The organism is Bordetella trematum (assembly GCF_900078335.1).
In the GTDB taxonomy this organism is placed as follows: Bacteria; Pseudomonadota; Gammaproteobacteria; order Burkholderiales; family Burkholderiaceae_B; genus Bordetella; species Bordetella trematum.
The window spans coordinates 123,482-146,885 of record NZ_FKBR01000014.1; the positions used below are offsets into that span (position 1 = coordinate 123,482).

Consider the following 23,404-nt stretch of genomic DNA (forward strand, 5'->3'; position numbering starts at 1 on the left):
GGGTTATAGGGCCATTTTTCAATGCACTGCCGCAAATGCGGCGTGTCGCAAGCAGCAGGCATAATCCAGGCATCACCCACTCCATCGCGCAATGCCATGATTTCCGTCACCCAAGCCGATCTGCACAACCCCGACGATGGCCAGGCCATCCTGACCCTGCTGGACGAGTACGCCCGCGACCCCATGGGCGGCGGCGCACCGCTGGACCCCGCAGTGCGCGCCCGGCTGATCGACGAACTGGCCAAGCGCCCGACCGCGCGCGTGCTCATCGCGCGCGACGAGGCCGGTCCGGCCGGTCTGGCGATCACCTTCGAGGGGTTTTCCACCTTCGCCGGAAAACCGCTGCTGAACCTGCACGATTTCATGGTGTCGGCCCGCTGCCGGGGCCAGGGCGTGGGCCTTCGCCTGCTGGCCGCGCTGGACGAACTGGCGCGCAGCCTGGGCTGCTGCAAACTCACCCTGGAAGTACTGGAAGGCAACGAAGCCGCGCGCAGGCTCTACCGCAAGGCGGGCTACGAAGGCTACGCCCTGCAGGCCGAACATGGACAGGCCCATTTCTGGCAGAAGAAGCTCGAAGCCTGAGCGCGCCTGAGACACCGCCGCCGCCGAACACGGCCCACCCCCTACCCGCAAGGATCCCACAATGAAAATGCAAGACATCCCCTTTGGCGTCACGGACTGGAGCACGGTCGAGCCGACCGAGCACCCGGGCGAGACGGGCAAGGCCATCTGGCGCACGCGTCACTTCGGTGACATCCGCGTGCGCATGGTCGAATACACGCCCGGCTACCTGGCCGACCACTGGTGCAGCAAAGGCCACATCCTCTTCTGCCTGGAAGGCGAGCTGCACACCGAACTCGATGACGGCCGCCACATGGTGCTCACCCCCGGCACCAGCTACCAGGTCGCCGACCAGGCCGAAGCGCACCGCTCCTCCACCCCGGTAGGCGCAAAGCTCTTCATCGTCGACTGAGGCCCCCGCGCGCGCGGCACCAGACGAGAACCAAAATGCCGCGCCAGCGCTGCGCAGCGGATGACTGACGCCGCGCACATGCGCTACGCTAGTCGCGGGCGGCCACAAACGCGCAGCGCCGCCCGCCGCCGCCCTGGCGGCTGAACTGCCCCGCCGGAGATCACCCTTGACTGCCCCCCTGACGCTGTACGTGGATGCCAACTTCCTCAGCCCCTACGCGATGTCGGTCCATGTGGCCCTGAGCGAAAAGGGGCTGCCGTTCGAAGTCCGCCTGGTGGACCTGGCGGCCCGCGAACAGATGATGGTGCCGTTTCAACAACGCGCGCTGACCTGTCGGGTGCCCGCGCTCACGCACGACGACTTTCCGCTGACCGAATCCAGCGCCATCGCCGAGTATCTCGAAGAATCCTTCCCGCCGCCGCAATACGCGGCCCTGTATCCCGCCGAGCCGCGCCTGCGGGCACGCACGCGCCAATTGCAGGCCTGGCTGCGCAGCGACCTGGGCGCCCTGCGCAAGGAACGCTCCACCGAACATGTTTTCCACGAGGCGTCACAGGCGCCGCTCGGCCCGCAGGCCCAGGTCGACGCCGCCAAGCTGCTGCATGTCGCGCAACTGGTGCTCAAGCCCGGCCAGACCCAGCTCTTCGGGCAATGGTGTCTGGCCGACACCGAGCTGGCGCTCATGCTCAAGCGCCTGTCGCCCGGCCAGCAGGAACTGCCTGCCTGGCTGCATGACTACGCCAGCCGGCAATGGGAGCGACCGTCCGTGCAGCAATGGGTCGAACACAACCAGGCCGCACGCGCCTGAGCGCCACCACCGGGGCAGGCCCCGCCCGGCGCATTGTTGCGGCGCAACATGGAATGCGGTGTAATGGACAGGTTACCCCTATCCCCTTCCCGATCCGGGAGCCGGCTACCCGCCGGTCAAGCAGGAGACCGTCATGGCAACTTCGGCTAAGCCCAGAAAGCCCCATGCCGCCAGCGCGCCCGCCAAGGGCGCTGCCGCCGCCCCCCCTTTCCCCGCTGCCTTTTCGCTGCCCACGTTGCCGGGCCTGTCGCCCGAAGTGATGCAGGCCCTGCCCGGCCCGGCGCTGGCCCACGCGGCCGCCAGCTACGCCGTCGATGCCTGGCAGCGCAGCGTGCTGTACCTGGATGTGATGCGCCAGCGCGGCAACCAGTACCTGGACCACATGGCCAAGCGCGCGCCCAATGTGCTGGCCATGGAAGCCGAGGTGCTGCTGGACGGCCGCGAATTCGAGCGCCCGGTCAACTACATGCTGCTGCGCATCGTGCCGCCGGCCGATACGCCGGCCGATCCCGAGAAGCGTCCCTTCCTGGTCGTGGACCCGCGCGCCGGCCACGGCCCCGGCATCGGCGGTTTCAAATCCGAAAGCGAAATCGGCGTGGCCGTGCGGGCCGGCCATCCCTGCTATTTCGCCTCCTTCCTGCCGCAGCCCACGCCCACCCAGACCGTCGAAGACGTGATGCGTGCCGAGGCGCGCTTTCTGGAAGAAATCATCGCCCGCCATCCGGATGCCGAAGGCAAGCCGGTGGTGGTGGGCAATTGCCAGGCCGGCTGGCAGATCATGATGACCGCCGCCATGCGCCCCGAATTGTTCGGCCCCATCATCGTGGCTGGCGCGCCGCTGTCATACTGGGCCGGCTGGCGCGGCAAGAACCCCATGCGCTACAGCGGCGGCATGCTGGGCGGCAGCTGGATCACCGAGATGACCAGCGACCTGGGCGACGGCAAGTTCGACGGCGCCTGGCTGGTGCAGAACTTCGAGAACCTGAACCCGGCCAACACCTTGTGGGGCAAGCAGTACAACCTGTATTCCAAGGTCGACACCGAAGCCCCGCGCTACCTCGAATTCGAGAAATGGTGGGGCGGCCACGTCTTTCTGAACGCCCCCGAGATCCAGTACATCGTCGACAACCTCTTTGTCGGCAACCGCCTGGCCACCGCCGGCCTGGTGACCTCCGACGGCATCCGGATCGACCTGCGCAACATCCGCTCGCCGATCATCGTGTTCTGCTCCAAGGGCGACAACATCACGCCGCCGCCGCAGGCGCTGGGCTGGATCACCGACCTGTACCAGGACGACAAGGAAGTCATCGCGCACGGCCAGACCATCGTCTACGCCGTGCACGAGAGCATCGGCCATCTGGGCATCTTCGTGTCGGGCAGCGTGGCGCGCAAGGAGCACCAGGAGTTCACCAGCAATATCGACATGATCGATATCCTGCCGCCGGGGATCTACCAGACCGAGATCACCGACAAGACGCCGGACACCGCCAATGCCCAGCTGGCCCACGGCGACTACGTGCTCTCGTTCGCCCGGCGCGGTCTGGAAGACATCTGCAAGATCGTGCAGCGTATCGAGGAAGACGACCGGCGATTCGCCGCCGTGGCCCGCATCTCGGATATCAACCTGGGGCTGTATCGCAGCTTCGTGCGCCCCTGGGTCCAGGCCGCCGTCACGCCGCAATCGGCCGAGTGGTCACAGCGTCTGCATCCGCTACGGCTGCCCTACGAACTCATTTCCGACCGCAACCCGGCCATCGCGCCGGTGGCCAAGGTGGCCGAACAGGTGCGAGAGCAGCGCGCTCCGGTGGCGCCCGACAATCCCTTCCTGATCGCCCAGCAGATGATGTCGCAGGCCATCGTGGCCGGCCTGGACATCTGGACCGAGCTGCGCGACGCCACCGTCGAACGGGTGTTCATGAACGTCTACGGCTCGCTGCTGGTGCAGGACTGGGCCGGCCAGGGCGCGCGCAGCGGCCCGCCCCGCAAGCACCCGGGCGTCTCGCCCGAGCACCTGGCTTTCGTGCGCAACAGCCATGAGGCGCTGCGCGCCCGCCTGACCGAAGGCGGCGCCCGAGAAGCCGGCATCCGCATGTTGCTGGCGGTCTCCGGCGCCGGTGGCGGCCTGGATGAACGCAGCTACGCCATGATCCGCCAGTTGCGCACCCATGCCGAAACGGGTGTGGCGCTGCAGGATTTCAAGGACGCCGTGCGCGACCAGGCCCTGCTGATGCTGATGGACGGGGCGGCCGCCGTGCGCGCCATCCCCAAGCTGTTGGAACAGGTGCCGGCAGACGGCATCCGCCTGACGCTGGAGACCATGCGCCACATCGTGCTGGCGACCCAGCCCCTCACGCCCGAAGCCGAGGAAACGCTGCAGGAAATGGAGCGTCTCTTCGAGACTGCAGAGCGCCGTGCGCGCCGTCGCGAGGGCGACCATCCGCCGGATATCCGCCAGTTACCCCTGATGGACGCCTTCAGCGCCACCGATGTCGGGCGTGCCGCGCTCGAAGCGGCCGGCCTCGCCCTGCCGCAAGCGCGCCAGGCCAGCCCGCTGCCGCGCCGCGGCGCCGTGGCGCCGGACGCGAGCCCTGCGACGCCGCAGCCCGCCCAGGCCAGGCCTGCTCCGCGCACAAGCGCCAAACCGGCCGCCCGCAAGCCCGCCGCCAAGGCCGCCGCCGAAGCCCCGGCCAAGACTGCCGCCAAACCGGCCGCCAAGACCGCCGCCAAACCCGCGACGAAACCTGCAGCCAGGCCGGCAACCAAGCCGGCGGCTGCGGTCCGCCGCCCGAGCACGGCCGCCAAACCGGCCAGCCCCGCCGCGAGCCAAACGGCCGCCGCGCCCGCCAAGCGCGCCACCACCCCCCGCCCGGCGCGCAAGCGCAGCACGGGCCGTTGACGCCAAGGACGCCATGACCGCCCCGCATCCCCATTACGATCGACTCATCGCCCGCGCGCGGGAACTGCCGCCAGCCACCTGCGCCATCGCCCATCCCTGCGACGAAACGTCGCTGGGCTCGGCCCTGGAAGCGGCCCGCATGGGCCTGCTGCAGCCCATCCTGGTGGGACCGCAGCGCAAGATCCATGAAGTCGCCCAGGCCTGCGGCATGGATCTGAACGGCATTGAAATCGTCGATGCGCCCCACAGCCACGCGGCCGCCGCCATGGCGGTGGAGCGGGTGCGTTGCGGCCAGGCCGCGCTGCTCATGAAAGGCAGCCTGCACACCGACGAACTCATGCACGAGGTCGTGGCGCGCGACACGGGCCTGCGCACCGGCCGACGCATCAGCCACGTCTTCATCATGGACGTGCCCAGCTACCCGGAGCCGCTGTTCATCACCGATGCGGCCATCAACATCTTCCCCGACCTGGCCACCAAGGCCGACATCATCCGCAACGTGATCGAGCTGCATCTGGGCCTGGGCCTGGGCACCCCGCGCGTGGCCATCCTGTCGGCCGTCGAGCAGGTCATGCCCACGATCCCCGGCACCATCGAGGCTGCCGCGCTGTGCAAGATGGCCGATCGCGGCCAGATCGCCGGCGGCATCCTGGACGGCCCGCTGGCGCTGGACAATGCCATCAGTCCGCAGGCCGCCGAGGTCAAGGGCATCGTCTCGCCGGTGGCCGGGCGCGCCCAGGTGCTGGTGGTGCCCGATCTGGAGGCCGGCAACATGCTGGCCAAGAACCTGACCTTCCTGGCCGGCGCCGACGCCGCCGGCGTGGTGCTGGGCGCACGCGTGCCCATCATCCTGACCAGCCGCGCCGACAGCGCGCGCTCGCGCCTGGCCTCCTGCGCGGTGGCCATGATCTACGCCCACCACCTGGCCCGCGTGGCCCCCATCCAGTAAGGTCAGCCATGCCCGCCCGTTCCCGCGACACCATCCTGGTCATCAACGCCGGCAGCTCCAGCATCAAGTTCTATCTGTACGATATCGGCGCGCAGCGCGAGCTCACGCCCGTGCTGGGCGGCCAGCTCGATGGCATCGGCACCCAGCATCCGCGCCTGCGCGTGCGCGATGGCGACGGCCAGCCGGTGCTCGAACGCCAGATCGCCCCGCGCCATGCCAGCGACGTCAACGACGCGCAGGAAGTCGTCGGCACCTGGCTCAGCGGCCACCTCAACGGTTCTCCCATCGCCATCGGCCATCGCGTGGTGCATGGCGGCACGGCCTTCAGCGCCCCGGTGCTGGTCGATGACCAGGTACTGGAGCAGTTGCGCGCGCTCAATTCGCTTGCCCCGCTGCACCAGGCCAACAACCTGGCGCCCATCCAGGTCATCCGCGAGCGCCGCCCCGAGCTGCCTCAGGTAGCCTGCTTCGACACCGCCTTCCACCGCAGCCACAGCGCCCTGGCAGACCGCTACGCGCTGCCCGAGCAGCTGTACCAGGAAGGCGTGCGGCGCTACGGCTTCCATGGCCTGTCCTATGAGTACGTGGCCCAGCGACTGCGCCGCGCGCTGCCCGACATCGCCCCCGGCAGGGTGATCGCAGCCCACCTGGGCTCCGGGGTGTCGGCCTGCGCCATGGTCAACGGCAAGAGCGTGGACAGCACCATGGGCTTCACCGCGCTCGAAGGCCTGCCCATGGGCACGCGCCCCGGCCGGCTGGATCCGGGCATCGTGCTGTGGCTGATGGAACGCGGCATGAGCCACGACGAAATCCAGCATTTCCTCTATCACGAGTGCGGTCTGAAAGGCCTGTCGGGCATCGGCAACGACATGCGCGAGCTGCAGGCCAGCGACGACCCGGCCGCCGTCATGGCGCTGGACTATTTCGCCTGGCGCGTGGCCGAAGGCATGATCGGCCTGGGCTGCGCCATGAACGGCATCGACGCCATCGTCTTCACCGCCGGCATCGGCGAGAACTCGCCCGACATCCGGGCACGGATCGCCAGCTACTGGGAGTGGCTGGGCATTCGCATCGACCCCGAGCGCAACCGGCACAACGGCCCGCGCATCAGCGCCGACGACAGCAAGATCGGCGTCTACGTGGTGCGCACCAACGAAGAACTGGTCATCGCGCAGCACACGCTGGACCTGGTGCGTCCGGCCTGAGCCGGGAGCACCGCGGCACGCTCAGCGGCCCGCCGCCAGGCGTCGCAGCGCCTCCAGGCGCAGCACGCACAGATCGCCGCGCCCCTGCGCGATATAGCCCTCGCGGCGCCATTTGGCAAAGATGCGGCTCAGGGTTTCGGCCCGCATGCCCAGCTTCACGGCGATCTGGGCATGATTGAGCGGCAAATGCACCGGCTGGGCCGCCAGCGGCCGGCCGGCGCGCAGGATGTACTCGGCCAGGCGCTGCTCGGCGCCGCTTGAGGTCAGCCAGTCGATCTGATCGGTGTGATGATGGATCAGGCTGGCGCCATGCGTCAGGATGCGGCAGGCCAGGGCGGCGTCCGCCAGGCACAACTGCCGCAAGGCCGTGCCATCGATCAGGCAGCCGGCTCCGGCCTCCTTGGCCAACGCCGAATGCAGGTGGCGCGGCTGCGGCTCGAACAGCGTCAGCACCGAGAGCCAATTGCCCGGGCCGACCTGACCAAACACCTTCTCATCGCCCTCGGCGGTATAACGCAGCCCCTGCAGCAAGCCCTCGCAGACCAGCAGGCAGGCGGTGGCCGGCTGGCCTTCGCTGACAAGAGTGTCGCCCACGGAGAATCGCAGCCAGCGGCTTGCCGCCGCCAGCCGCGTCAGGGCCGGCGGGCAAACGTCTTTGAACCAGGCATGGCCGCGCAAAGCCTCGGCAACCCTCGGGTCGGGCGAATTGACAATAGTCATTTGGGATCCACTGGACACAACGCTAGAATGAATAAGAGTCATTCTTGTTTGCAATACTAGCATCTACCCGGCCTTACCGCTTCCGTCCGTTTCCCCTCCCATGATTCTCCATCTTCTGCGCAGCGCCGTGCTGGCCGGCTGCGCCCTGCCCGCCTGCGCCGCTCCGATCATCGATATGCTCGGCGCCTCCGTGCCGCTGATCCAGCCCCCGCAGCGCGTGGTGACGCTCCCCATGCCGGCGGCGGCGCTGTTCCTCTCCATCGAGCCCGATGCGACGCGTCTGGCCGGCATGCATCCGAACGCCCAGGCCCTGATGCAAGACGGTCTTTTGATGCGCCATTTTCCGTCGCTGCGCCAGGTGCGCAGCGACGTGACGCGCTCGGGCTTCGCCCCCAACGTCGAGAGTCTTCTGCTGCTGCAACCCGATCTCATCTGGCAATGGGGCCATATGGGCGATGAGTTGATCGCTCCCTTGCGCCAGGCCGGCCTGCCCGTGGCCGCGCTGCGCTATGGCGACGACAAGCAGAGCCGCCAATGGATCGCCCTGATGGGCCAGGCGCAGGATCAGCAAACGCGCGCCAAGGCCCAGCTGCAATGGCGCGCCGCCGTACGCGAGCGGGTCGCCGCCGAAGTCGCCTCGATCCCCCCCGGATCGCGTCCCGGCGTGCTCTATCTGTCGCGCCAGCAGCCGCAGTACCGCTCCGCCGGTGCGGGCAGCAGCACCGACGAAGACATCCGGCTGGCGGGCGGGCGCAATGTCGCCGCGCGCATCGGCAGCGCCCAGGCCATTGGCGTGGAGCAGATTCTCACCTGGGCGCCCGACGTCATCCTGCTGGGCAACTTCGACGACGGCCTCACTCCTGAGGCCATCTATGCCGATCCGCTGCTGGCCGACCTGCCCGCCGTACGCCTGCGCCGCGTCTACAAAGTGCCGGCCGGCGGCTATCCCTGGGACCCGCCCAGCCAGGAATCCCCGCTCTACTGGGAGTGGCTGGCGATGCAACTGCACCCGGCGCTGCCCGGCTGGCCCTTGCGGGAGCATATCCGCCAGGCCTATCAGCAGCTTTATGGCCTGACCGTCGATGCCGCCCAGATCGACCGCGTCCTGCATCTGCCGCTCAACCAGGAGGCCGCTGGCTATGAGCGTCTGCGCTGAGACACGCCGCCCCGGCGCCAGGCTGTGGTGGCTGCTGGGCCTGGCCCTGCCCTTGTCGCTGCTGGCGGCGCTGTGCATTGGCCGCTATCCGCTGTCGCTGGCCCAGGCCGCCAGCGGGCTGGCCAGCCTGTTGCTGCCCACCCCCCTGACGGATGGCTTGCCGGCGGTGAACGCCACCGAGTTCCGGGTCCTGACCCAGGTGCGACTGCCCCGCCTCTTGCTGGCCGTGCTGACCGGCGCCAGCCTGTCGCTGTGCGGCGCGGCCCTGCAGGGCGCTTTTCGCAATCCGCTGGTAGGCCCGCAGATCCTCGGAATTTCCTCCGGCGCCGCGCTGGGCGGCAGCAGCGCCATCCTGCTTTTCTCCTCGCTGTGGGCCACGCTGGGCATGGCCTTCGCGGGTGGCCTGCTGGCCGTGGCCATCGTCTATGCGCTGGCACGGGTCGGCGCGCGCAGCAGCCTGCTGATGCTGGTGCTGGCCGGCGTGGTCACCAGCGCCTTTTTCTCGGCGCTGATCTCGCTGGTGACCTATTTCGCCGACCCCAATGACAGCCTGCCGGCCATCGTGTTCTGGCTCATGGGCAGCTTCGCCACCGCCACCTATACCAAACTGCTGGCTGCCCTGCTGCCCATTCTGGCCGGGGTGGCGATCCTGCATGCGCTGCGTTTTCGCATCAATGTGCTGTCGCTGGGCGACGAACAGGCCAGCGCGCTGGGCATTGCCGTCGAGCCCCTGCGCTGGGCGCTGCTGGGTTGCGCCGCTCTGGTGGTGTCGGCCAGCGTGGCGGTCTCGGGCACGGTCGGGTGGGTCGGTCTGGTGGTCCCGCACATCGCCCGCATGCTGGTCGGCCCGGACCATCGCCACCTGCTGCCGGCCAGCGCCTTGCTGGGCGGCACCTACATGATCTGGGTCGATACGGCTGCGCGCAGCCTCACCAGCGCAGAAATCCCACTGGGCGTGATCACCGCGCTGATCGGCGCGCCGCTGTTCGCCTGGCTGCTGCGCCGCACCCAGGGCAAGGGAGTGCACCATGCTTGATATCACGAACCTGGCGGTTCAGGCCGGCGCTCGCCGGCTGCTCAGCGGCCTGACCCTGCACCTGCCGGCCGGCGCGATTCTCGCCGTGCTGGGTCCCAATGGGCGCGGCAAGACCAGTCTGCTCAAGACCATGCTGGGCCTGCGCACGCCGGCCGCCGGCACGGTGCGCCTGGATGGGCCGGCCGCCTATGTGCCGCAGCAGCAGGACATGCTGTTCGACTATGACGTGCTGACCCTCGTGACCCTGGGCCGCGCCCGCCACCTGCCCTGGTACGCCTCGCCCGGCAAGGCCGACTTCGAGATCGCCCATGCCAGCCTGGCGCAGGTCGGCCTGGCCGGGCTGGCCCGCCGACCGCTGCGTGCGCTCAGCGGCGGGCAGCAGCAACTGGCCGCCATCGCGCGCGCCCTGGCCAGCGAAAGCCCATTGCTGGTGCTCGATGAGCCGGCCGCCGCGCTGGACTTGCGCAACCAGGACATCGTGCTGACGCTGCTGCACCGCCTGTCGCGCGAACACGGCATGACGGTGGTGTTCTCCACCCACCAGCCCCAGCACGCCCTGCACATTGCAGACCAGACCCTGCTGATGATGCCCGGCCCCTGCGAGGCCGGCGCGACCGCGCAGATGTGCACCGAAGCGCGCCTGAGCGCGCTCTACGGCCTGCCGCTGCGGCTGGCCAGCACAGGCGGCACGCAGGGCGTGATCCCGATTTTTTCCGTTCCCCAGGCCAAGCCATGATTGCCTATCTGAATCACTGGAGCGGCGACGGTCCCGCCGCTCTGCGCGGGCAGGTCCGCCTGCTGCCGCATGGCGCGCCGCTGGCGCTCGACGGCGTACGCGCCGTCCTGGTGCCGGCCCACGCCGACCAACGCGACCTGCTGGCGCGGCGCGACACCCTGCAGGCCTTCCTGTTCGAGGGCGGCACGCTGGTTTTCAACGGCCATGTCGCCTATCCCCTGCTGCCCTGGCTCAGTCCCTTCGAGCCGGCGGCGTCCGCCGGCCTGGACGGCCTGCGCATCCATCGCGCCGCCGAGCACCCGGTCTTCGACGGCGTCCTGGCCGAGGACCTGACTTTCCGGCGCGGCGTAGCCGGTTTCTACGCACGCGGCAGCAACCCGCCCCCGCCCCAGGCGCAGGTGCTCAACACCATCGGCCCGCAGCGCCTGCCGGTGGACTGGCTGCTGACCCTGCCCGGCGGCGGACGCCTCCTGATGCACTCGGGCAACGATCTATGGATGTATGCCGGCGGCCAGGACAGCGCCGCCCGCATCGTGCCGCAGCTGCTGCATTGGCTGCAAGGAGAGTCTGCATGACAGCCTCTCCCGTGATCGCCATGCTCGACGCTGGCACCTACTACCACCATCGCACCCTGCACACCCCGTCGCTGGCGCCCTACCTGGACCGCGCCCTTTATCTGCCGGAGCTCGACGATGCCGCGCTGGCCGACTGCGATGCCCTGATCGTGTCCTGCCGCAGCAACCCGGACCTGTTGATGGCGCAGCGCGAACGTCTGGCACGCTTTCTGGCCTCAGGAAAAACGCTGGTGGCCATGGGCGAGACCGCCTCGCACCGCTGGCTCGAGGGCGTGTCCTGGACGCCCTGCGAGGTCAATTTCTGGTGGTGGAAGACGCCTGGCGCCGATGGCGGCCTGCGACTGGCCGCGCCCGACCACGCGCTCTTCTCACGTCTCACGCTGGCCGACGCGACCTGGCACCAGCACGGCACCTTCGCCGTGCCGCCCGGCGCCCGCTCGCTGATCGACAAGGCCGGCGCAGGCTCGGTGCTCTACGAAGACTGTGCCAGCACGCCGGGCCGGCTGGTCGTCACCTCGCTGGACCCGATGTATCACCACGGCAGTTACTTCATGCCGGCGGCAAGCCGTTTCCTGCATGGATTCCTGCCCTGGCTCAAGGACAGCACTCCCCGCCTGGCGCGCTCCTGACACACGCGCCGGCCTCTTCATCTAGGTTTGATCCCGGAATGTCTTTCTCTCGCCGATTTTTTACCCGCGCCCCCCTGGCGCACGCCCTGCTGCTCGCCCTCGCCTCGCCCGCCGCGCTGGCCGACGGCGTCGCGCAGCTGCCCGCCATCTCCGTGACCGGCGCCGACCCCCAAGCCAGGGGCCTGCGGCCGCTGGGCCCCACGCCCCCGCCCGCCAGCATCGCCCACACCCCCGAACAGTCCGTCAGCGTGGTGGGCCAGCAGGACATCGAACGCCTGAACAGCGCCAGCACCCTGGACCTGCTGGGCCGCGCGCCCGGCGTGACCGTCAGGCGCGCCGGCGGCATCGCCGGCACGGTATTCCTGCGCGGGCTGGACAGCAACGCCATGCGCGTGCCGATGTTCATCGACGGCGATCGCTTCCGCGGCCGCAACACGCTGCAGTTCATGCTGATCAGCCCGACCGAGCTCGAGCAGGTCGAGATCGTGCGCGGTCCGGACTCGGCGCGCTTTGGCAGCGACGCGCTGGGCGGCCTGATCAACTTCAAGACCCGTCGCGCGCATGGCAACCTGGAGCAGCCTTTCGGCATCAATGGCGGCGAAGCCTCCATCACCTATCGCAGCAACGGGCATGGGGTGCAGAGCAATCTGGCGCTGGATGCCGCCGGCGACGGTTTTGACCTGCGCGTCTACGCCACCACGCGGCGCTCCAGCGACTATGACAGCGGCAGCGGCAAAGTGCCCAACAGCGATTTCCGCGGCGACGCCGGCGGCATCGTGCTGGGCTACATGCCCGATGCGCGCCAGCGCATCGAGGCCAGCGCGCGCGTGGCCTATGTCAAGGATGGCGCAGCCGGCACCGTGCCGCCCTACCCGCAAAGCATCAGCCGCCGTGACCCCAACCGCGTCAAGCAGGCCCGCCTGGCCTATCGCGGCGAATTCGACGGCACAGTGCGCGAAGTCGATGCCAGCCTCTACGTCAACGAGTTCGACACCTACATCTCGGCACGCAACGCCAGCAATCCGGCACGCGTGATCGAAACACGCAACCACGTGATCGGGCCGCTGGTCTACGGCGGCCGCGTGGCCGCCTCCATCCCCTGGGCCGACACCGACACCACCCTCGGCCTGGACTTCACCCATGAGCGCCGACCCGGCTCGCAGGCCCGCAGCAACGTCACCACGCTGCGGCCGGACGGCAGCCTGGACTTCGCCCCCGGGCGTTATGCGCAGAACAACCCCACGCAGTACCAGACCAATATCGGCGCCTTCCTGGCCACCACCTGGAAACCCGCCGATCGCTGGACCGTCAGCGCCGGCGGCCGCTATGACTGGTTCCGCTCTGACGTGAATCTCTCGCCCCTGCCCTCGCCCGACCTGCTGCCGGCCTTCAAGGCGGCCCGGAACAGCACCCAGAACGCCGTGACCGGCAGCCTGGGGCTGTCGTATCGCGCCACCGAGGTCGTCGAACTGCTGGGCGGCGTCTCGACCTCCTTTCGCATGCCGTGGACCTCGGAGATGTTCAGCTCCGGCTACACCGGCACCAGCTACACCATCCCCAACCCGGGCCTGAAGCCGGAACGCGGGCGCAGCGTGGAACTGGGCAGCCGGCTGCATTTCGAGCAGGCCACCGTCGGCATGACGGCCTTTCGCAGCGACTTCCGCGACTTCCTGGAATCCAGCGTGACCCGCTACGAAGGCCTGCCCGCCACGCAACGCCGCAACGTCGGGCGCGCACGCATCCAGGGGCTGGAAATGGATTGGCGCTGGCAGCTGACCCGGTCGGTCAATTTCTACGGCAACGCCAGCTACCTGCATGCCACCAACCGCAACACCGACCAGCCGCTGCAGGCCATTGCCCCCCTGAACGGCCTGATGGGCCTGCAATACGTGGGCCCCAACGAAGCCTATGCCTTGAGCGCCGAACTGCAGTGGGCCAAGGGCCAGAGCCGATACGACAAGCGCACCGAGTACCCCTCGCCGGGCTATGGCACGGTCAACGTCTACGCGCAGTTGCAGCTCGATCGCCTGGGCCTGCCCCGGCTGGGCGACACCCAGCTCACGCTGGGCGTGACCAACCTCTTTGACCGGTCGTATCGCACGGCAGCCACCGCGTCCAACATCAATTACCCGATGACGGACCTCAACCCCCTGCTGGAGCCGGGCCGCAGCCTCATGCTGACGCTGCGCACGCGCTTCTGATCCCCTGGCCGGCCCATGCCCCGGGCCGGCCGCCACTTTCCGGAGTTTCCATGCATACCCTGACGGCCCCGGCCGCTGCCGCCCTCACCATCCTGGCCGAACAAGGCCCGCAACGCATCGGCTTTGACGCCGTGCAGGCCTATCACGGCCACGGCGCGCTGGCCATGCTGGCGCTGGTTTTCCAAGGCCTGCGCGGCGCCCTGCCGCTGCTGCAGGACGACGACACCCCCATCGCACGCGCCGAACTGCGCGTGACCAGCGGCCACCCCGGCCCCGGCGTGCGCGACGCCTTCGAATTCGTGACCCGCGCCGTCACGCGCGGCTGTTACGAGGTCGACCTGGACCTGCCGCAGGCGCGCTACAGCCCGCGTGCCGACAAGTCGTACAGCTTCATCCTGCATCGCGGCCCGCGCAGCGTGTGCGCCGTGCTGCGCCCGGACGTGCTGCCCGCGGATTTCTTCACGCTGATGCCCGACACCTCGCCGCAAGGGCAGCAGGTGCACGCCGCACTGCGCGCGCGCATCGGCCAGGCAGCCCTGCAGGCAAGCCCGCAGGCGCTCTATACGTTCACGCAGGGCTAGGCGAGGCCTGGCGGCGCTGCTCGATGGCCTCGACCGCCTGCTCGACACAGAAAAACACCTGATCGCGGCCCACGGCCTCGATCAGGCCGGAGCGCTCCATGGCCATGCGGAACCAGCCATGGCCTCCGGCGATCATCATCTCGGTGCCGCAGGCATCCAGGTCGCGCTTGAGCGCGAACAGCGCCTCGACCGCGTCGGCATCGGCATGGGTCATGGCCTCGGCGTCCAGCACGAACCAGCGCGCCCGCCCGGCCAGCGCCAGCACATCGCGCGCGCGCCGCCGGAAGGCGTCGGCATTGAAGAACCAGATCGAGGACTCGAACAACCAGATCACCGTCTCGGGCACCGGCTCGGCCTCGGGATTCAAGTGCAGCTTGCACAGGGCGTGATCGCCCGGCACGCGCCCCAGCAGCGCATCGCGCGGATTGGCCGTGACGTACATCACATACATCAGCGTGGCCGTGACAGCCGTGATCACCCCGCCCAGCACCCCGAAGGCCACCACCCCTACCGCGGCCAGCACGGCGAACATCAACTCCGCGCGCGAGACGCGCGCCAGCTGGCGGAACGCCTGCCACTGCACCAGGCCGATGGCCGCCCACAAGAGAATGGCCGCCAGCGCCGGCTGCGGCAGCCAGTACAGCGCGCCGGTCGCCAGTGCCACCACCGCGCTCAGCGCCAGGGCCGCCACCACACTGGCCAGCGGCGAACTCGCGCCCGCATTCAGGCTCACGGCGGTGCGCGAGTCCGCGCCGGTGACGACAAACCCCTGGAACAGCCCCGAGGCCAGATTGGCCGCGCCAAAGCCGACCAGTTCGCGATTGGGATCGACCTCCTCGCCGCTCATGGTGGCAAAGCTGCGCGCAGTCACGATGCCGCTGGAGAAGCTCACCAGCAGCACCCCGCCGGCGCCCAGCAGAAAGCCCGGCACATCGTGAAAATCGCCCGGCCAGCTCAACGACGGCAGGCCGGCCGGAATGTCGCCCACCACGGCGATCCCCCAGGACGGCAGGTTGAAGACCCAGGACAGCAGGCAAGACAGGCCCACCAGCAGGATCGGCCCCGGCCAATGCGGCCGCCACCAGCGCACCGCGCCCAGAAAAGCGCAGCACAACACGCCCAGCGCCAGCGTGGCCTGATGAGCCTGGGTCACCAGGCGGGTCAGGATTTCGAAGGGGCGCAGCAGATCCGCCGGGCGCGGCCCGGCGCCGGTCAGGATGGCCAGTTGCGCCCATGCCAGCGTGACCGCCACCCCCGCCATATACCCCACCAGCACGGGGCGCGACAGCAGATTGGCCAAGACACCCAGGCGGAACACCCGCGCCAGCAGGCAGCCCATGCCTACCACCACCGCCATGCCGGCGGCCGCCGCCAGGCGCGCCTCGGGCTCGACGATCGCCAGACCCGTCAGGGTGGCCGCAATCAGGGTGCAGGTGGCCGTATCGGGCCCCACGACCAGCACCCTCGAGGCGCCGAAAAAAGCATAGCCCAGCATGCCGGCGATCGCCGCCCACAGGCCGGAAGCCGCCGGCAGCCCCATCATGGTGGCGTAAGCCAGCCCCACCGGCAGCGCCACCGCCGCCACGCCCAGGCCGGCCATCGCATCACGCCGCGCCGAGGCCGGCGTCATGCCGCGCCAGCGATCCAGGCCCGGTTGGAAAAACAGTTTCAGATTCATCGACGACCGCTCAAGAAACACCCGCCGCATACAAAGAGAAAGGGCCCGCTGCCGCGGGCCCCGATCCTGCCGCGCCGCCCGTGGGCGGCTGGCTGCCTCAGCCCGCGCGGGCCTGCAGCACGGCCACGGCCGGCAGCGACTTGCCCTCCAGGAACTCCAGGAAAGCGCCGCCACCGGTAGAGATATACCCCACTTTATCGCCAATGTGGTACTTGGCGATGGCGGCCAGCGTATCGCCACCGCCGGCGATCGAAAAGCCCTCGGAATCGGCGATCGCCTGAGCGATGACCTGCGTACCGTTGGCGAACTGATCGAACTCGAACACACCCACCGGGCCGTTCCAGACAATGGTGCCGGCCTGCTTGAGGATAGCTGCCAGCGCCTGCGCCGTCTGTGGGCCGATGTCCAGAATCATGTCATCCTCAGCCACATCGGTCGCAGCCTTGACGGTCGCCTCGGCGTCAGCGCCAAAGGCCTTGGCACACACCACGTCGGTGGGGATCGGCACCGCCGCGCCACGCGCCTTCATGATCTCGATCACGGCGCGCGCCTGGTCGACCTGGTCCGGCTCGGCCAACGACTTGCCGATCGGCAGACCGGCAGCCAGCATAAAGGTGTTGGCAATGCCGCCGCCCACCACCAGTTGATCCACTTTGCCGGCCAGGGCCTGCAGAATGGACAGCTTGGTAGACACCTTCGAGCCGCCTACGATGGCAACCAGCGGGCGCTTGGGTTCGTGCAGAGCCCGACCCAGGGCTTCCAGCTCGGCCTGCAGCAGCGGGCCCGCGCAGGCGACCGGCGCAAAGCGCGCAATGCCGTGCGTGGTGGCCTCGGCGCGGTGCGCGGTGCCGAAGGCATCGTTGACGTAGACATCGCAAAGCGCCGCCATCTTGCGCGCCAGCGCCTCATCGTCTTTCTTCTCGCCCGGATTGACCCGGCAGTTCTCCAGCAGCACCACGCTGCCCGGCTCGACCGTCACGCCATCGACCCAGTTCTGCACCAGCGCCACCGGCATGCCCAGCAGTTCCGACAGGCGCTGCGCCACGCGCGCCAGCGAATCGGCCTCGGTCAGCACGCCCTCCTTGGGGCGTCCCAGGTGCGAGGTCACCATGACGGCCGCGCCGGCGTCCAGCGCCATGCGGATGCCGGGCACCGAGGCGCGGATGCGGGTGTCTTCACTGATGCGGCCAGCCTCGTCAAACGGCACGTTCAGGTCGGCGCGGATGAACACGCGCTTGCCGGCGAGCGCGCCGGACTTGGCCAGGGCGGAAAGGGTATTCACTTGGGACATCTCGTTCTCCTTCATGGGCGGCGCTGGCCTGGGCGACAAAAAGGCCGGCTCCAGGGGGGCCGGCCCATCGTCCAAGCCGGAGCCGCGCAGCGGCTCCACGCCTGCGACGGCTTACTTGGCGTTCATCAGCGCGACGGTGGTGTCGAGCATGCGGTTCGAGAAGCCCCACTCGTTGTCGTACCAGGACGACACCTTCACCAGCTTGCCCGAAACCTTGGTCAGGGTGGCGTCGAAGTTGCTCGAAGCCGGGTTGTGGTTGAAGTCGATCGACACCAGCGGCTCGACGTTGTAGGTCAGGATGCCCTTGAGCTCCTTGCCTGCGGCGGCTTCCAGGATGCTGTTGACCTCTTCGACCGTGGTTTCGCGCTTGGCGATGAAGGTCAGGTCGACGATCGACACGTTGATGGTCGGAACGCGGATGGCGTAGCCGTCCAGCTTGCCGTTCAGTTCCGGCAGCACCAGGCCGACCGCGGCGGCAGCGCCGGTCTTGGTCGGGATCATGCTCATGGTGGCCGAACGGGCGCGGCGCAGGTCTTCGTGATAGACGTCGGTCAGGACCTGGTCGTTGGTATAGGCGTGGATGGTCGTCATCAAACCAGTCTCAACGCCCAGCTTGTCGTTCAGCGGCTTGACCAGCGGGGCCAGGCAGTTGGTGGTGCACGACGCGTTCGAGATCACGGTGTGCTCGGCGCGCAGCACTTCCTGGTTGACGCCGAACACCACGGTGGCGTCCACGTCCTTGCCGCCCGGGGCCGAGATGATGACCTTCTTGGCGCCGCCCTTCAGGTGGGCGCTGGCCTTTTCCTTGGAGGTGAAAAAGCCGGTGCACTCCAGCACCACGTCGACCTTGAGCTCGCCCCACGGCAGCTCGGCCGGGTTGCGGTTGGCCAGCACGCGGATCTTGTCGCCATTGACGACCATGTAATCGCCTTCGACCTCGACGGTGCCCGGGAATTTGCCATGGGCGGTGTCGTAGCGCGTCAGGTGCGCGTTGGTCTTGGGGTCGCCCAGGTCATTGATGGCCACGATCTCGATGTCGTGCTTTTTGCCGTTTTCGTAGTGGGCGCGCAGGATGTTGCGGCCGATACGGCCATAGCCGTTGATTGCGACGCGAATGGTCATGACGAAATCTCCTTTTTCAGAACCCGCTGATTTTTACAGAACCCGCTTCACAGCCTCGACCACCTTGTCGGTGGTCAGGCCAAAGAACTTGAACAACACACCGGCCGGCGCCGATTCGCCGTAGCGGTCGATGCCGACCACGGCGCCTTCCAGGCCGACATATTTGTGCCAGAACGCGGTCACGCCAGCCTCGACGGCCACGCGCGGCAGGCCCGGCGGCAGCACCGCACGCTTCCATTCCGCGTCCTGCTGATCGAACACATCGGTGCTGGGCATGGACACCACCCGCACAGCCACGCCTTCGGCAGCCAGCGCCTTCTGCGCATCCAGGGCGATGGCGATCTCCGAACCGGTGGCGATGATGACGGCACGCGCCTCGGGGGCATCGCTCAACACGTAGCCGCCCTTCTCGACCGCCTTGAGCGTGGCTTCGTCGCGCGCCACGAACGGCAGATTCTGGCGCGACAGCAGCAAGGCCGTCGGACCGCCGTCATGCACGTCCATGCCGATGCTGGCCGGACGCTCGACCGCCAGCTTCCAGGCCACGGCGGTCTCGACGGTATCGCAGGGACGCCACACCGACAGATTGGGAATCAGGCGCAGGCTGGCGGCATGCTCGATCGACTGGTGGGTCGGACCATCTTCGCCCAGGCCGATGGAGTCGTGCGTGAAGACATGCACGACGCGCTGCTTCATGAGCGCGGCCATGCGGATGGCATTGCGCGAGTAGTCCGAGAACGTCAGGAAGGTCCCGCCGAAAGGCAGATAACCGCCATGCAGGGCAATGCCGTTCATGATGGCGGCCATGCCGAACTCGCGCACGCCGTAATTGATGTGACGACCGAAGCTCACGCCACCGCCCTCGGCGGCGCGCACGGCGGCCACGCCCTTCCAGTCGGTGAAGTTCGAGCCGGTCAGGTCAGCCGAGCCGCCCAGCAGCTCCGGCAGCAGGGCGGCCAGTTCCGTGATGGCGAATTGCGACGCCTTGCGCGTGGCAACCGTTTCTCCCTTGGCAGCGGTCGCGGCGATATAGGCCTGGACCTTTTCGCCGAAGCCGGCCGGCAGCTCGCCCTGCATGCGGCGCGTGAACTCGGCCGCCTCGGCCGGAAACTGCGCGGCGTAGGCGTCGAACTGCTGCTGCCATTGATTCTGGGCCGCCGCGCCGGCGGCACGGCTGTCCCAGGCCTGGTAGACATCCTGGGGGATTTCGAAGGGCTCGCCGCGCCAGCCCATGGCGGCGCGCGCGCCGGCGATTTCATCATTGCCCAGCGGGGCGCCATGCACGCTGGCCGTGCCGGCCATGGTGGGCGCGCCCTTGCCGATCACGGTACGGCACAGGATCAGGGTGGGCTTTTCGGTCTGTGCGCGGGCCGCCTTGATGGCGGCATCCACGGCGGCCGCGTCATGGCCGTCCACACCGCGGATCACGTTCCAGCCATAGGCCTCGAAACGCTTGGCGGTATCGTCGCCGAACCAGTACTCGACCTTGCCGTCGATGGAGATGCCGTTGTCGTCGTACAGCGCGATCAGCTTGGACAGCTTGAGCGTGCCGGCCAGCGAACACGCTTCGTGCGAGATGCCTTCCATCAGGCAACCGTCGCCCAGGAACACATAGGTGTGGTGATCGACGATGGCGTGGCCGGGACGATTGAACTCGGCCGCCAGCAGCGACTCGGCCAGCGCCATGCCGACCGCGTTGGCCAGACCCTGGCCCAGCGGGCCGGTGGTGGTTTCCACGCCTGCGGTGATGCCGACTTCCGGGTGGCCCGGGGTCTTCGAGTGCATCTGGCGAAAATGCTTCAGCTCGTCGAGCGACAGATCGTAGCCGGTCAGGTGCAACAAGGCATAGATCAGCATCGAGCCGTGGCCGTTGGACAGCACGAAACGGTCACGGTTGGCCCAGGCCGGGTCAGCCGGATTGTGGCGCAGATTTCCCAGCCACAACGCCTGGGCGATTTCAGCCATGCCCATCGGCGCCCCGGGGTGCCCCGAGTTTGCTTTCTGAACCGCATCCATCGAAAGAATGCGGATGGCATCTGCCAAGGCTAGTTGGGGGGCATTCGGAGTGCTCATGCGGAGGCTCTTTGGCTGCTGGCACCGCCGCCTCGGCAGCGCCATCGGTATCGGGTTATAAAGCTCGCCATTTTACCATCTAGGGGTAATCCCATCCGAGCCATGGACAAGCCGGCCCCCCCCTGCGACCTGCCGGCCGGGTAAACTTTGCGCCCATTGCCTGTCATTCACCGAGTTCCTGCCGCATGAGTCTGCCCCGGTTCTACTGCGACACCCCCCTGGCTGCCGGCCAGCGACTGGCGCTGCCGCCGGCCCTGGCGCACCACGCACTGCGCGTGCTGCGCTTGCGCGAAGGCGCCGGGATCGTGCTGTTCAATGGTCAGGGCGGCGAGTACCCCGCGCAGCTGGAGGTCGAAGGAAAACAGGCCTATGCGCAACTCGGCGCCCACGATCCGCGCGAGGCCGAGCTACCGGGCCGACTCTGGCTGGCCCAGGGACTGCCATCGGGCGACAAGATGGATTGGGTCGTCGAGAAGGCCGTCGAGCTGGGGGCGGCCGGCGTGGCGCCCATCGCGGCCCAGCGCAGCGTGCTGCAATTGAGCGGCCCGCGCCTGGAAAAACGGCTGGCTCACTGGCAACGCATTGCCGAATCCGCCAGCGAGCAGTGCGGCCGCAACCGTTTGATGGCGGTCGAGCCGCCGCAATCCCTGCGTGCCTGGCTGGCCTTGCCGGCCCAGGGCGTGCGCATCATGGCTCACCCTGATGCCGAGCTACATCTATCAGACTGGCTGAAGACCCAGCCAACGCCCGAGGCGCTGACCCTGATGGTGGGTCCGGAAGGGGGCTGGTCGCCCGAAGAGATGACTCTGGCGCAGGCCGCCGGGGTGCAGACGGTACGCCTCGGGCCGCGGGTGCTGCGCACCGAAACCGCAGGGCTGGCCCTGCTGGCCTCGGTCAGCGCCTGGCTGGGCTGGCACTGAGCCGGCCTCAGCCGCCCGGGAATCAGGCTTCGCCGTAAGGCGCGGCGGCCACGCCCGGCTCCGGGTCCGGATGGCGGCCCGCATGTTCGATCACGTAGCAGAACTGCCGGCCATTCTCACGCGCAAACTCGGCCGCGTCGGCGCACACCGCCTCGATGGCGCCGGCATCTTCTTCCAGGGCGGGGTCGCCCGAATGCAGCCGCTCCAGCCACAGCACCGCGCCGACCTTCTGGTCCAGCACCGTGTCGCACAGGCAGTCATAGAGGGCGTCGAGATTGCCGCCGAAGAACTCGGGGAAGTCCACCGCCTTCACAATGGCTCGCAGCACCGCCGAGCGACTGCGGGCGCGATCGCAATCCGCCACGAGCAGGGTCATGCCCAGCTCCTGGGTTGCGTTGGCCAGGGACGATTTGTCCATGGCGTCGGGCGCGATGGCGCCTCCCTGCTGCAATTGTCGTAACAGCGTATCGTGGCCGTTGCGCGTCATGCCCGGGCCTCCTCGAAAAACTTCAGCACTTCTTCATTACGCCGCATCGTATCGGCATAACCCAGTTCAATCAATCGTTGTGTAAACGCGCTTTCAAACAGCAGATAGGACATCAACGCCCCGCCGCCTGCGCGACCCGGCTCGGACGATACACCGAGCACGCGAAAAAGAGTACGCGCTTCAACCGGCATGGCGTGCAAGTGTTGTAATGCCAACTCATCGAGCGACTGGCTGGGGGTGATGGCCAGCGCCTGGATAGGACGCAGTTTCAGGTCCGCCGGGTCGCGCGCCGAGGCCTGGCACAGCAGGCGATTGTTACGCTCGAGCTGCTCCAGATCCATCGCCAGGCTATCCAGGAAAATACTCGACAACGCATGGCCGCCCACCTGCGCCAGCGTCGGATAACCCGGCTCGGCGGCGCGCTTCTCGGGATGGGTTTCATCACGGAAACTGGTGCCGATGACCAGCACGCGCTCGGCGCCCAGGTGGATGGCCGGGCTGATGGGGGCCAGTTGGCGCACCGAACCGTCGCCGCACCACTCGGTCTGCCCCTGGACGCTGACCGCGCGCGCCGGAAAGACAAAAGGAATGGCCGACGAGGCCATGATGTGATCCACCCCCAGGTCGGCCGGCACCGCGCGCCGCAGCGAACGCCGCCAGGGTTCGATCGGCGTTTCCGCCTGATAGAAGGTCAAGTGCTCGCCGCTGGTATAACCCGAGGCCGTGATCGCCACCGCCGCAAGATGGCCGGTGGCCAGATTGTGGCGCATGCGCTGGAAGTTGAGCACCCGTTCGAGCAGCAGGCTGAGCGGCTCACTGTCCAGCAGCGACTGCGGACGGCGCCGGCGCCAGCCGGCGAACATCCAGCCCAGCGCCAGCAGGCTCAGCCAGCGCACGCCGCTGCGGATCAGCCCGGGGGCATCCGCCCGATAGACCATGCCGCTGTCCAGCGAGGTCCACAACCGCTCCATGCGGCGCACGGCCAGATGCGGCCGGTCTGCGCGGCAGGCCAGCGCGGCCGCGTTGACCGCGCCGGCCGAGGTGCCGCAGATGATGGGGAATGGGTTGGGAAAACCGGCCCGCGCACGCGGGTCGATGATCTCCATGATGGCGCGCAACGCGCCCACCTGATAGGCGGCGCGCGCGCCGCCGCCGGTCAGCACCAGGCCGACGGGACGGGGCTGGCGCGCCACGCAGCGCATGTCAGCGCGCGAGGTTGGCGTCCACCACCGTGAGCGCCGTCATGTTGATGATGCGGCGCACCGATGAACTGGACGTCAGGATGTTGACCGACGCATTGGCTCCCATCAGGAAGGGGCCGATGGCCACGTTGCTGCCGGCGGTGGTCTTGAGCAGGTTGTAGGCGAT

At 68.4% G+C, this 23,404-nt stretch carries 22 protein-coding genes; 14 read left to right on the plus strand and 8 right to left on the minus strand.

Annotated features, from left to right (window positions below; translation table 11 throughout):
* Nucleotides 1–96 precede the first annotated feature (96 nt).
* The 6 genes from A7V84_RS08230 (at nt 97) to A7V84_RS08255 (ending at nt 6,831) form a co-directional block, all read left to right on the plus strand.
* Nucleotides 97–582, plus strand: coding sequence for a GNAT family N-acetyltransferase (locus A7V84_RS08230; RefSeq protein WP_025518411.1), 486 nt, complete (start codon nt 97–99; stop codon nt 580–582).
* Between the two features lie 61 nt (nt 583–643).
* Nucleotides 644–973, plus strand: a complete 330-nt coding sequence (locus A7V84_RS08235) for a DHCW motif cupin fold protein (RefSeq protein ID WP_025518412.1) — start codon at nt 644–646, stop codon at nt 971–973.
* A 166-nt stretch (nt 974–1,139) separates the two neighbouring features.
* Nucleotides 1,140–1,781 carry a glutathione transferase gene (gene yfcF, locus A7V84_RS08240; RefSeq protein WP_025518413.1) on the plus strand — a complete coding sequence of 214 codons (642 nt, stop codon included), beginning with the start codon at nt 1,140–1,142 and terminating at the stop codon, nt 1,779–1,781.
* Nucleotides 1,782–2,040: 259 nt separating this feature from the next.
* Nucleotides 2,041–4,677, plus strand: coding sequence for a DUF3141 domain-containing protein (locus A7V84_RS08245; RefSeq protein WP_052125630.1), 2,637 nt, complete (start codon nt 2,041–2,043; stop codon nt 4,675–4,677).
* A gap of 13 nt (nt 4,678–4,690) precedes the next feature.
* Complete coding sequence (locus A7V84_RS08250) at nt 4,691–5,626, plus strand: phosphate acetyltransferase (RefSeq protein ID WP_025518415.1); 936 nt, start codon at nt 4,691–4,693, stop codon at nt 5,624–5,626.
* 8 nt (nt 5,627–5,634) lie between these two features.
* Complete coding sequence (locus A7V84_RS08255) at nt 5,635–6,831, plus strand: acetate/propionate family kinase (RefSeq protein WP_025518417.1); 1,197 nt, start codon at nt 5,635–5,637, stop codon at nt 6,829–6,831.
* A gap of 21 nt (nt 6,832–6,852) precedes the next feature.
* Here the strand turns inward: A7V84_RS08255 and A7V84_RS08260 are convergent, their stop codons facing one another.
* Nucleotides 6,853–7,551, minus strand: coding sequence for a Crp/Fnr family transcriptional regulator (locus tag A7V84_RS08260; protein WP_025518418.1), 699 nt, complete (start codon nt 7,549–7,551; stop codon nt 6,853–6,855).
* A 100-nt stretch (nt 7,552–7,651) separates the two neighbouring features.
* On the opposite strand from A7V84_RS08260, the gene A7V84_RS08265 reads away from it, so the two are divergent.
* Genes A7V84_RS08265 through A7V84_RS08295 form a run of 7 tightly spaced genes read left to right on the plus strand, consistent with a single transcriptional unit; the run spans nt 7,652 to nt 14,465 of the window.
* Entirely contained in the window at nt 7,652–8,707 is a 1,056-nt protein-coding gene (locus A7V84_RS08265; RefSeq protein ID WP_063491925.1) for an ABC transporter substrate-binding protein, read from the plus strand.
* Complete coding sequence (locus A7V84_RS08270) at nt 8,691–9,743, plus strand: FecCD family ABC transporter permease (RefSeq protein ID WP_063491924.1); 1,053 nt, start codon at nt 8,691–8,693, stop codon at nt 9,741–9,743. Before A7V84_RS08265 ends, A7V84_RS08270 begins: the two co-directional genes overlap by 17 nt.
* Nucleotides 9,736–10,479, plus strand: a complete 744-nt coding sequence (locus A7V84_RS08275; protein ID WP_063491923.1) for an ABC transporter ATP-binding protein — start codon at nt 9,736–9,738, stop codon at nt 10,477–10,479. The genes A7V84_RS08270 and A7V84_RS08275 overlap by 8 nt, the downstream gene beginning before the upstream one ends.
* Nucleotides 10,476–11,054 (plus strand): hypothetical protein, encoded by a 579-nt coding sequence (locus A7V84_RS08280; RefSeq protein ID WP_063491922.1) that lies wholly within the window; start codon nt 10,476–10,478, stop codon nt 11,052–11,054. The genes A7V84_RS08275 and A7V84_RS08280 overlap by 4 nt, the downstream gene beginning before the upstream one ends.
* Complete coding sequence (locus tag A7V84_RS08285) at nt 11,051–11,683, plus strand: hypothetical protein (protein ID WP_025518423.1); 633 nt, start codon at nt 11,051–11,053, stop codon at nt 11,681–11,683. The genes A7V84_RS08280 and A7V84_RS08285 overlap by 4 nt, the downstream gene beginning before the upstream one ends.
* A 38-nt stretch (nt 11,684–11,721) precedes the next feature.
* On the plus strand, nt 11,722–13,884 hold the full coding sequence (locus A7V84_RS08290) for a TonB-dependent receptor (RefSeq protein WP_063491921.1): 2,163 nt from the start codon (nt 11,722–11,724) through the stop codon (nt 13,882–13,884).
* 50 nt (nt 13,885–13,934) lie between these two features.
* Complete coding sequence (locus tag A7V84_RS08295) at nt 13,935–14,465, plus strand: hypothetical protein (RefSeq protein ID WP_063491920.1); 531 nt, start codon at nt 13,935–13,937, stop codon at nt 14,463–14,465.
* Here A7V84_RS08295 and A7V84_RS08300 read toward each other — a convergent pair.
* The 4 genes from A7V84_RS08300 to tkt form a co-directional block, all read right to left on the minus strand.
* Nucleotides 14,452–16,143 carry a SulP family inorganic anion transporter gene (locus A7V84_RS08300; RefSeq protein WP_170283376.1) on the minus strand — a complete coding sequence of 564 codons (1,692 nt, stop codon included), beginning with the start codon at nt 16,141–16,143 and terminating at the stop codon, nt 14,452–14,454. The two genes, A7V84_RS08295 and A7V84_RS08300, sit on opposite strands and share 14 nt — an antisense overlap.
* A gap of 97 nt (nt 16,144–16,240) precedes the next feature.
* Nucleotides 16,241–17,434, minus strand: a complete 1,194-nt coding sequence (locus tag A7V84_RS08305) for a phosphoglycerate kinase (RefSeq protein ID WP_025518430.1) — start codon at nt 17,432–17,434, stop codon at nt 16,241–16,243.
* A 111-nt stretch (nt 17,435–17,545) separates the two neighbouring features.
* Nucleotides 17,546–18,556 (minus strand): type I glyceraldehyde-3-phosphate dehydrogenase, encoded by a 1,011-nt coding sequence (gene gap / locus A7V84_RS08310; RefSeq protein WP_025518432.1) that lies wholly within the window; start codon nt 18,554–18,556, stop codon nt 17,546–17,548.
* A 33-nt stretch (nt 18,557–18,589) separates the two neighbouring features.
* Nucleotides 18,590–20,629 (minus strand): transketolase, encoded by a 2,040-nt coding sequence (tkt, locus tag A7V84_RS08315; protein ID WP_025518434.1) that lies wholly within the window; start codon nt 20,627–20,629, stop codon nt 18,590–18,592.
* A 185-nt stretch (nt 20,630–20,814) separates the two neighbouring features.
* On the opposite strand from tkt, the gene A7V84_RS08320 reads away from it, so the two are divergent.
* A complete protein-coding gene (locus A7V84_RS08320) occupies nt 20,815–21,549 on the plus strand; it encodes a 16S rRNA (uracil(1498)-N(3))-methyltransferase (RefSeq protein WP_025518436.1) in 735 nt (244 codons plus the stop codon).
* Nucleotides 21,550–21,571: 22 nt separating this feature from the next.
* Here the strand turns inward: A7V84_RS08320 and A7V84_RS08325 are convergent, their stop codons facing one another.
* From A7V84_RS08325 to A7V84_RS20645, 3 genes are all read right to left on the minus strand, one after another.
* A complete protein-coding gene (locus A7V84_RS08325) occupies nt 21,572–22,036 on the minus strand; it encodes a barstar family protein (protein WP_025518438.1) in 465 nt (154 codons plus the stop codon).
* Nucleotides 22,033–23,238, minus strand: coding sequence for a patatin-like phospholipase family protein (locus A7V84_RS08330; protein ID WP_033534113.1), 1,206 nt, complete (start codon nt 23,236–23,238; stop codon nt 22,033–22,035). Before A7V84_RS08330 ends, A7V84_RS08325 begins: the two co-directional genes overlap by 4 nt.
* 1 nt (nt 23,239) lies before the next feature.
* On the minus strand, nt 23,240–23,404 hold a 165-nt coding region (locus tag A7V84_RS20645), incomplete at its 5' end, for a phosphate acyltransferase (protein ID WP_156507203.1).

Coding starts and splice junctions, on each gene's coding strand:
- A7V84_RS08230 (WP_025518411.1), top strand. CDS start 97: ATGATTTCCGTCACCCAAGCCGATCTGCACAACCCCGACGATGGCCAG.
- A7V84_RS08235 (WP_025518412.1), top strand. CDS start 644: ATGAAAATGCAAGACATCCCCTTTGGCGTCACGGACTGGAGCACGGTC.
- A7V84_RS08245 (WP_052125630.1), top strand. CDS start 2,041: ATGCAGGCCCTGCCCGGCCCGGCGCTGGCCCACGCGGCCGCCAGCTAC.
- A7V84_RS08250 (WP_025518415.1), top strand. CDS start 4,691: ATGACCGCCCCGCATCCCCATTACGATCGACTCATCGCCCGCGCGCGG.
- A7V84_RS08255 (WP_025518417.1), top strand. CDS start 5,635: ATGCCCGCCCGTTCCCGCGACACCATCCTGGTCATCAACGCCGGCAGC.
- A7V84_RS08260 (WP_025518418.1), bottom strand. CDS start 7,551: ATGACTATTGTCAATTCGCCCGACCCGAGGGTTGCCGAGGCTTTGCGC.
- A7V84_RS08265 (WP_063491925.1), top strand. CDS start 7,652: ATGATTCTCCATCTTCTGCGCAGCGCCGTGCTGGCCGGCTGCGCCCTG.
- A7V84_RS08270 (WP_063491924.1), top strand. CDS start 8,691: ATGAGCGTCTGCGCTGAGACACGCCGCCCCGGCGCCAGGCTGTGGTGG.
- A7V84_RS08275 (WP_063491923.1), top strand. CDS start 9,736: ATGCTTGATATCACGAACCTGGCGGTTCAGGCCGGCGCTCGCCGGCTG.
- A7V84_RS08280 (WP_063491922.1), top strand. CDS start 10,476: ATGATTGCCTATCTGAATCACTGGAGCGGCGACGGTCCCGCCGCTCTG.
- A7V84_RS08285 (WP_025518423.1), top strand. CDS start 11,051: ATGACAGCCTCTCCCGTGATCGCCATGCTCGACGCTGGCACCTACTAC.
- A7V84_RS08290 (WP_063491921.1), top strand. CDS start 11,722: ATGTCTTTCTCTCGCCGATTTTTTACCCGCGCCCCCCTGGCGCACGCC.
- A7V84_RS08295 (WP_063491920.1), top strand. CDS start 13,935: ATGCATACCCTGACGGCCCCGGCCGCTGCCGCCCTCACCATCCTGGCC.
- A7V84_RS08300 (WP_170283376.1), bottom strand. CDS start 16,143: ATGAATCTGAAACTGTTTTTCCAACCGGGCCTGGATCGCTGGCGCGGC.
- A7V84_RS08305 (WP_025518430.1), bottom strand. CDS start 17,434: ATGTCCCAAGTGAATACCCTTTCCGCCCTGGCCAAGTCCGGCGCGCTC.
- gap (WP_025518432.1), bottom strand. CDS start 18,556: ATGACCATTCGCGTCGCAATCAACGGCTATGGCCGTATCGGCCGCAAC.
- tkt (WP_025518434.1), bottom strand. CDS start 20,629: ATGAGCACTCCGAATGCCCCCCAACTAGCCTTGGCAGATGCCATCCGC.
- A7V84_RS08320 (WP_025518436.1), top strand. CDS start 20,815: ATGAGTCTGCCCCGGTTCTACTGCGACACCCCCCTGGCTGCCGGCCAG.
- A7V84_RS08325 (WP_025518438.1), bottom strand. CDS start 22,036: ATGACGCGCAACGGCCACGATACGCTGTTACGACAATTGCAGCAGGGA.
- A7V84_RS08330 (WP_033534113.1), bottom strand. CDS start 23,238: ATGCGCTGCGTGGCGCGCCAGCCCCGTCCCGTCGGCCTGGTGCTGACC.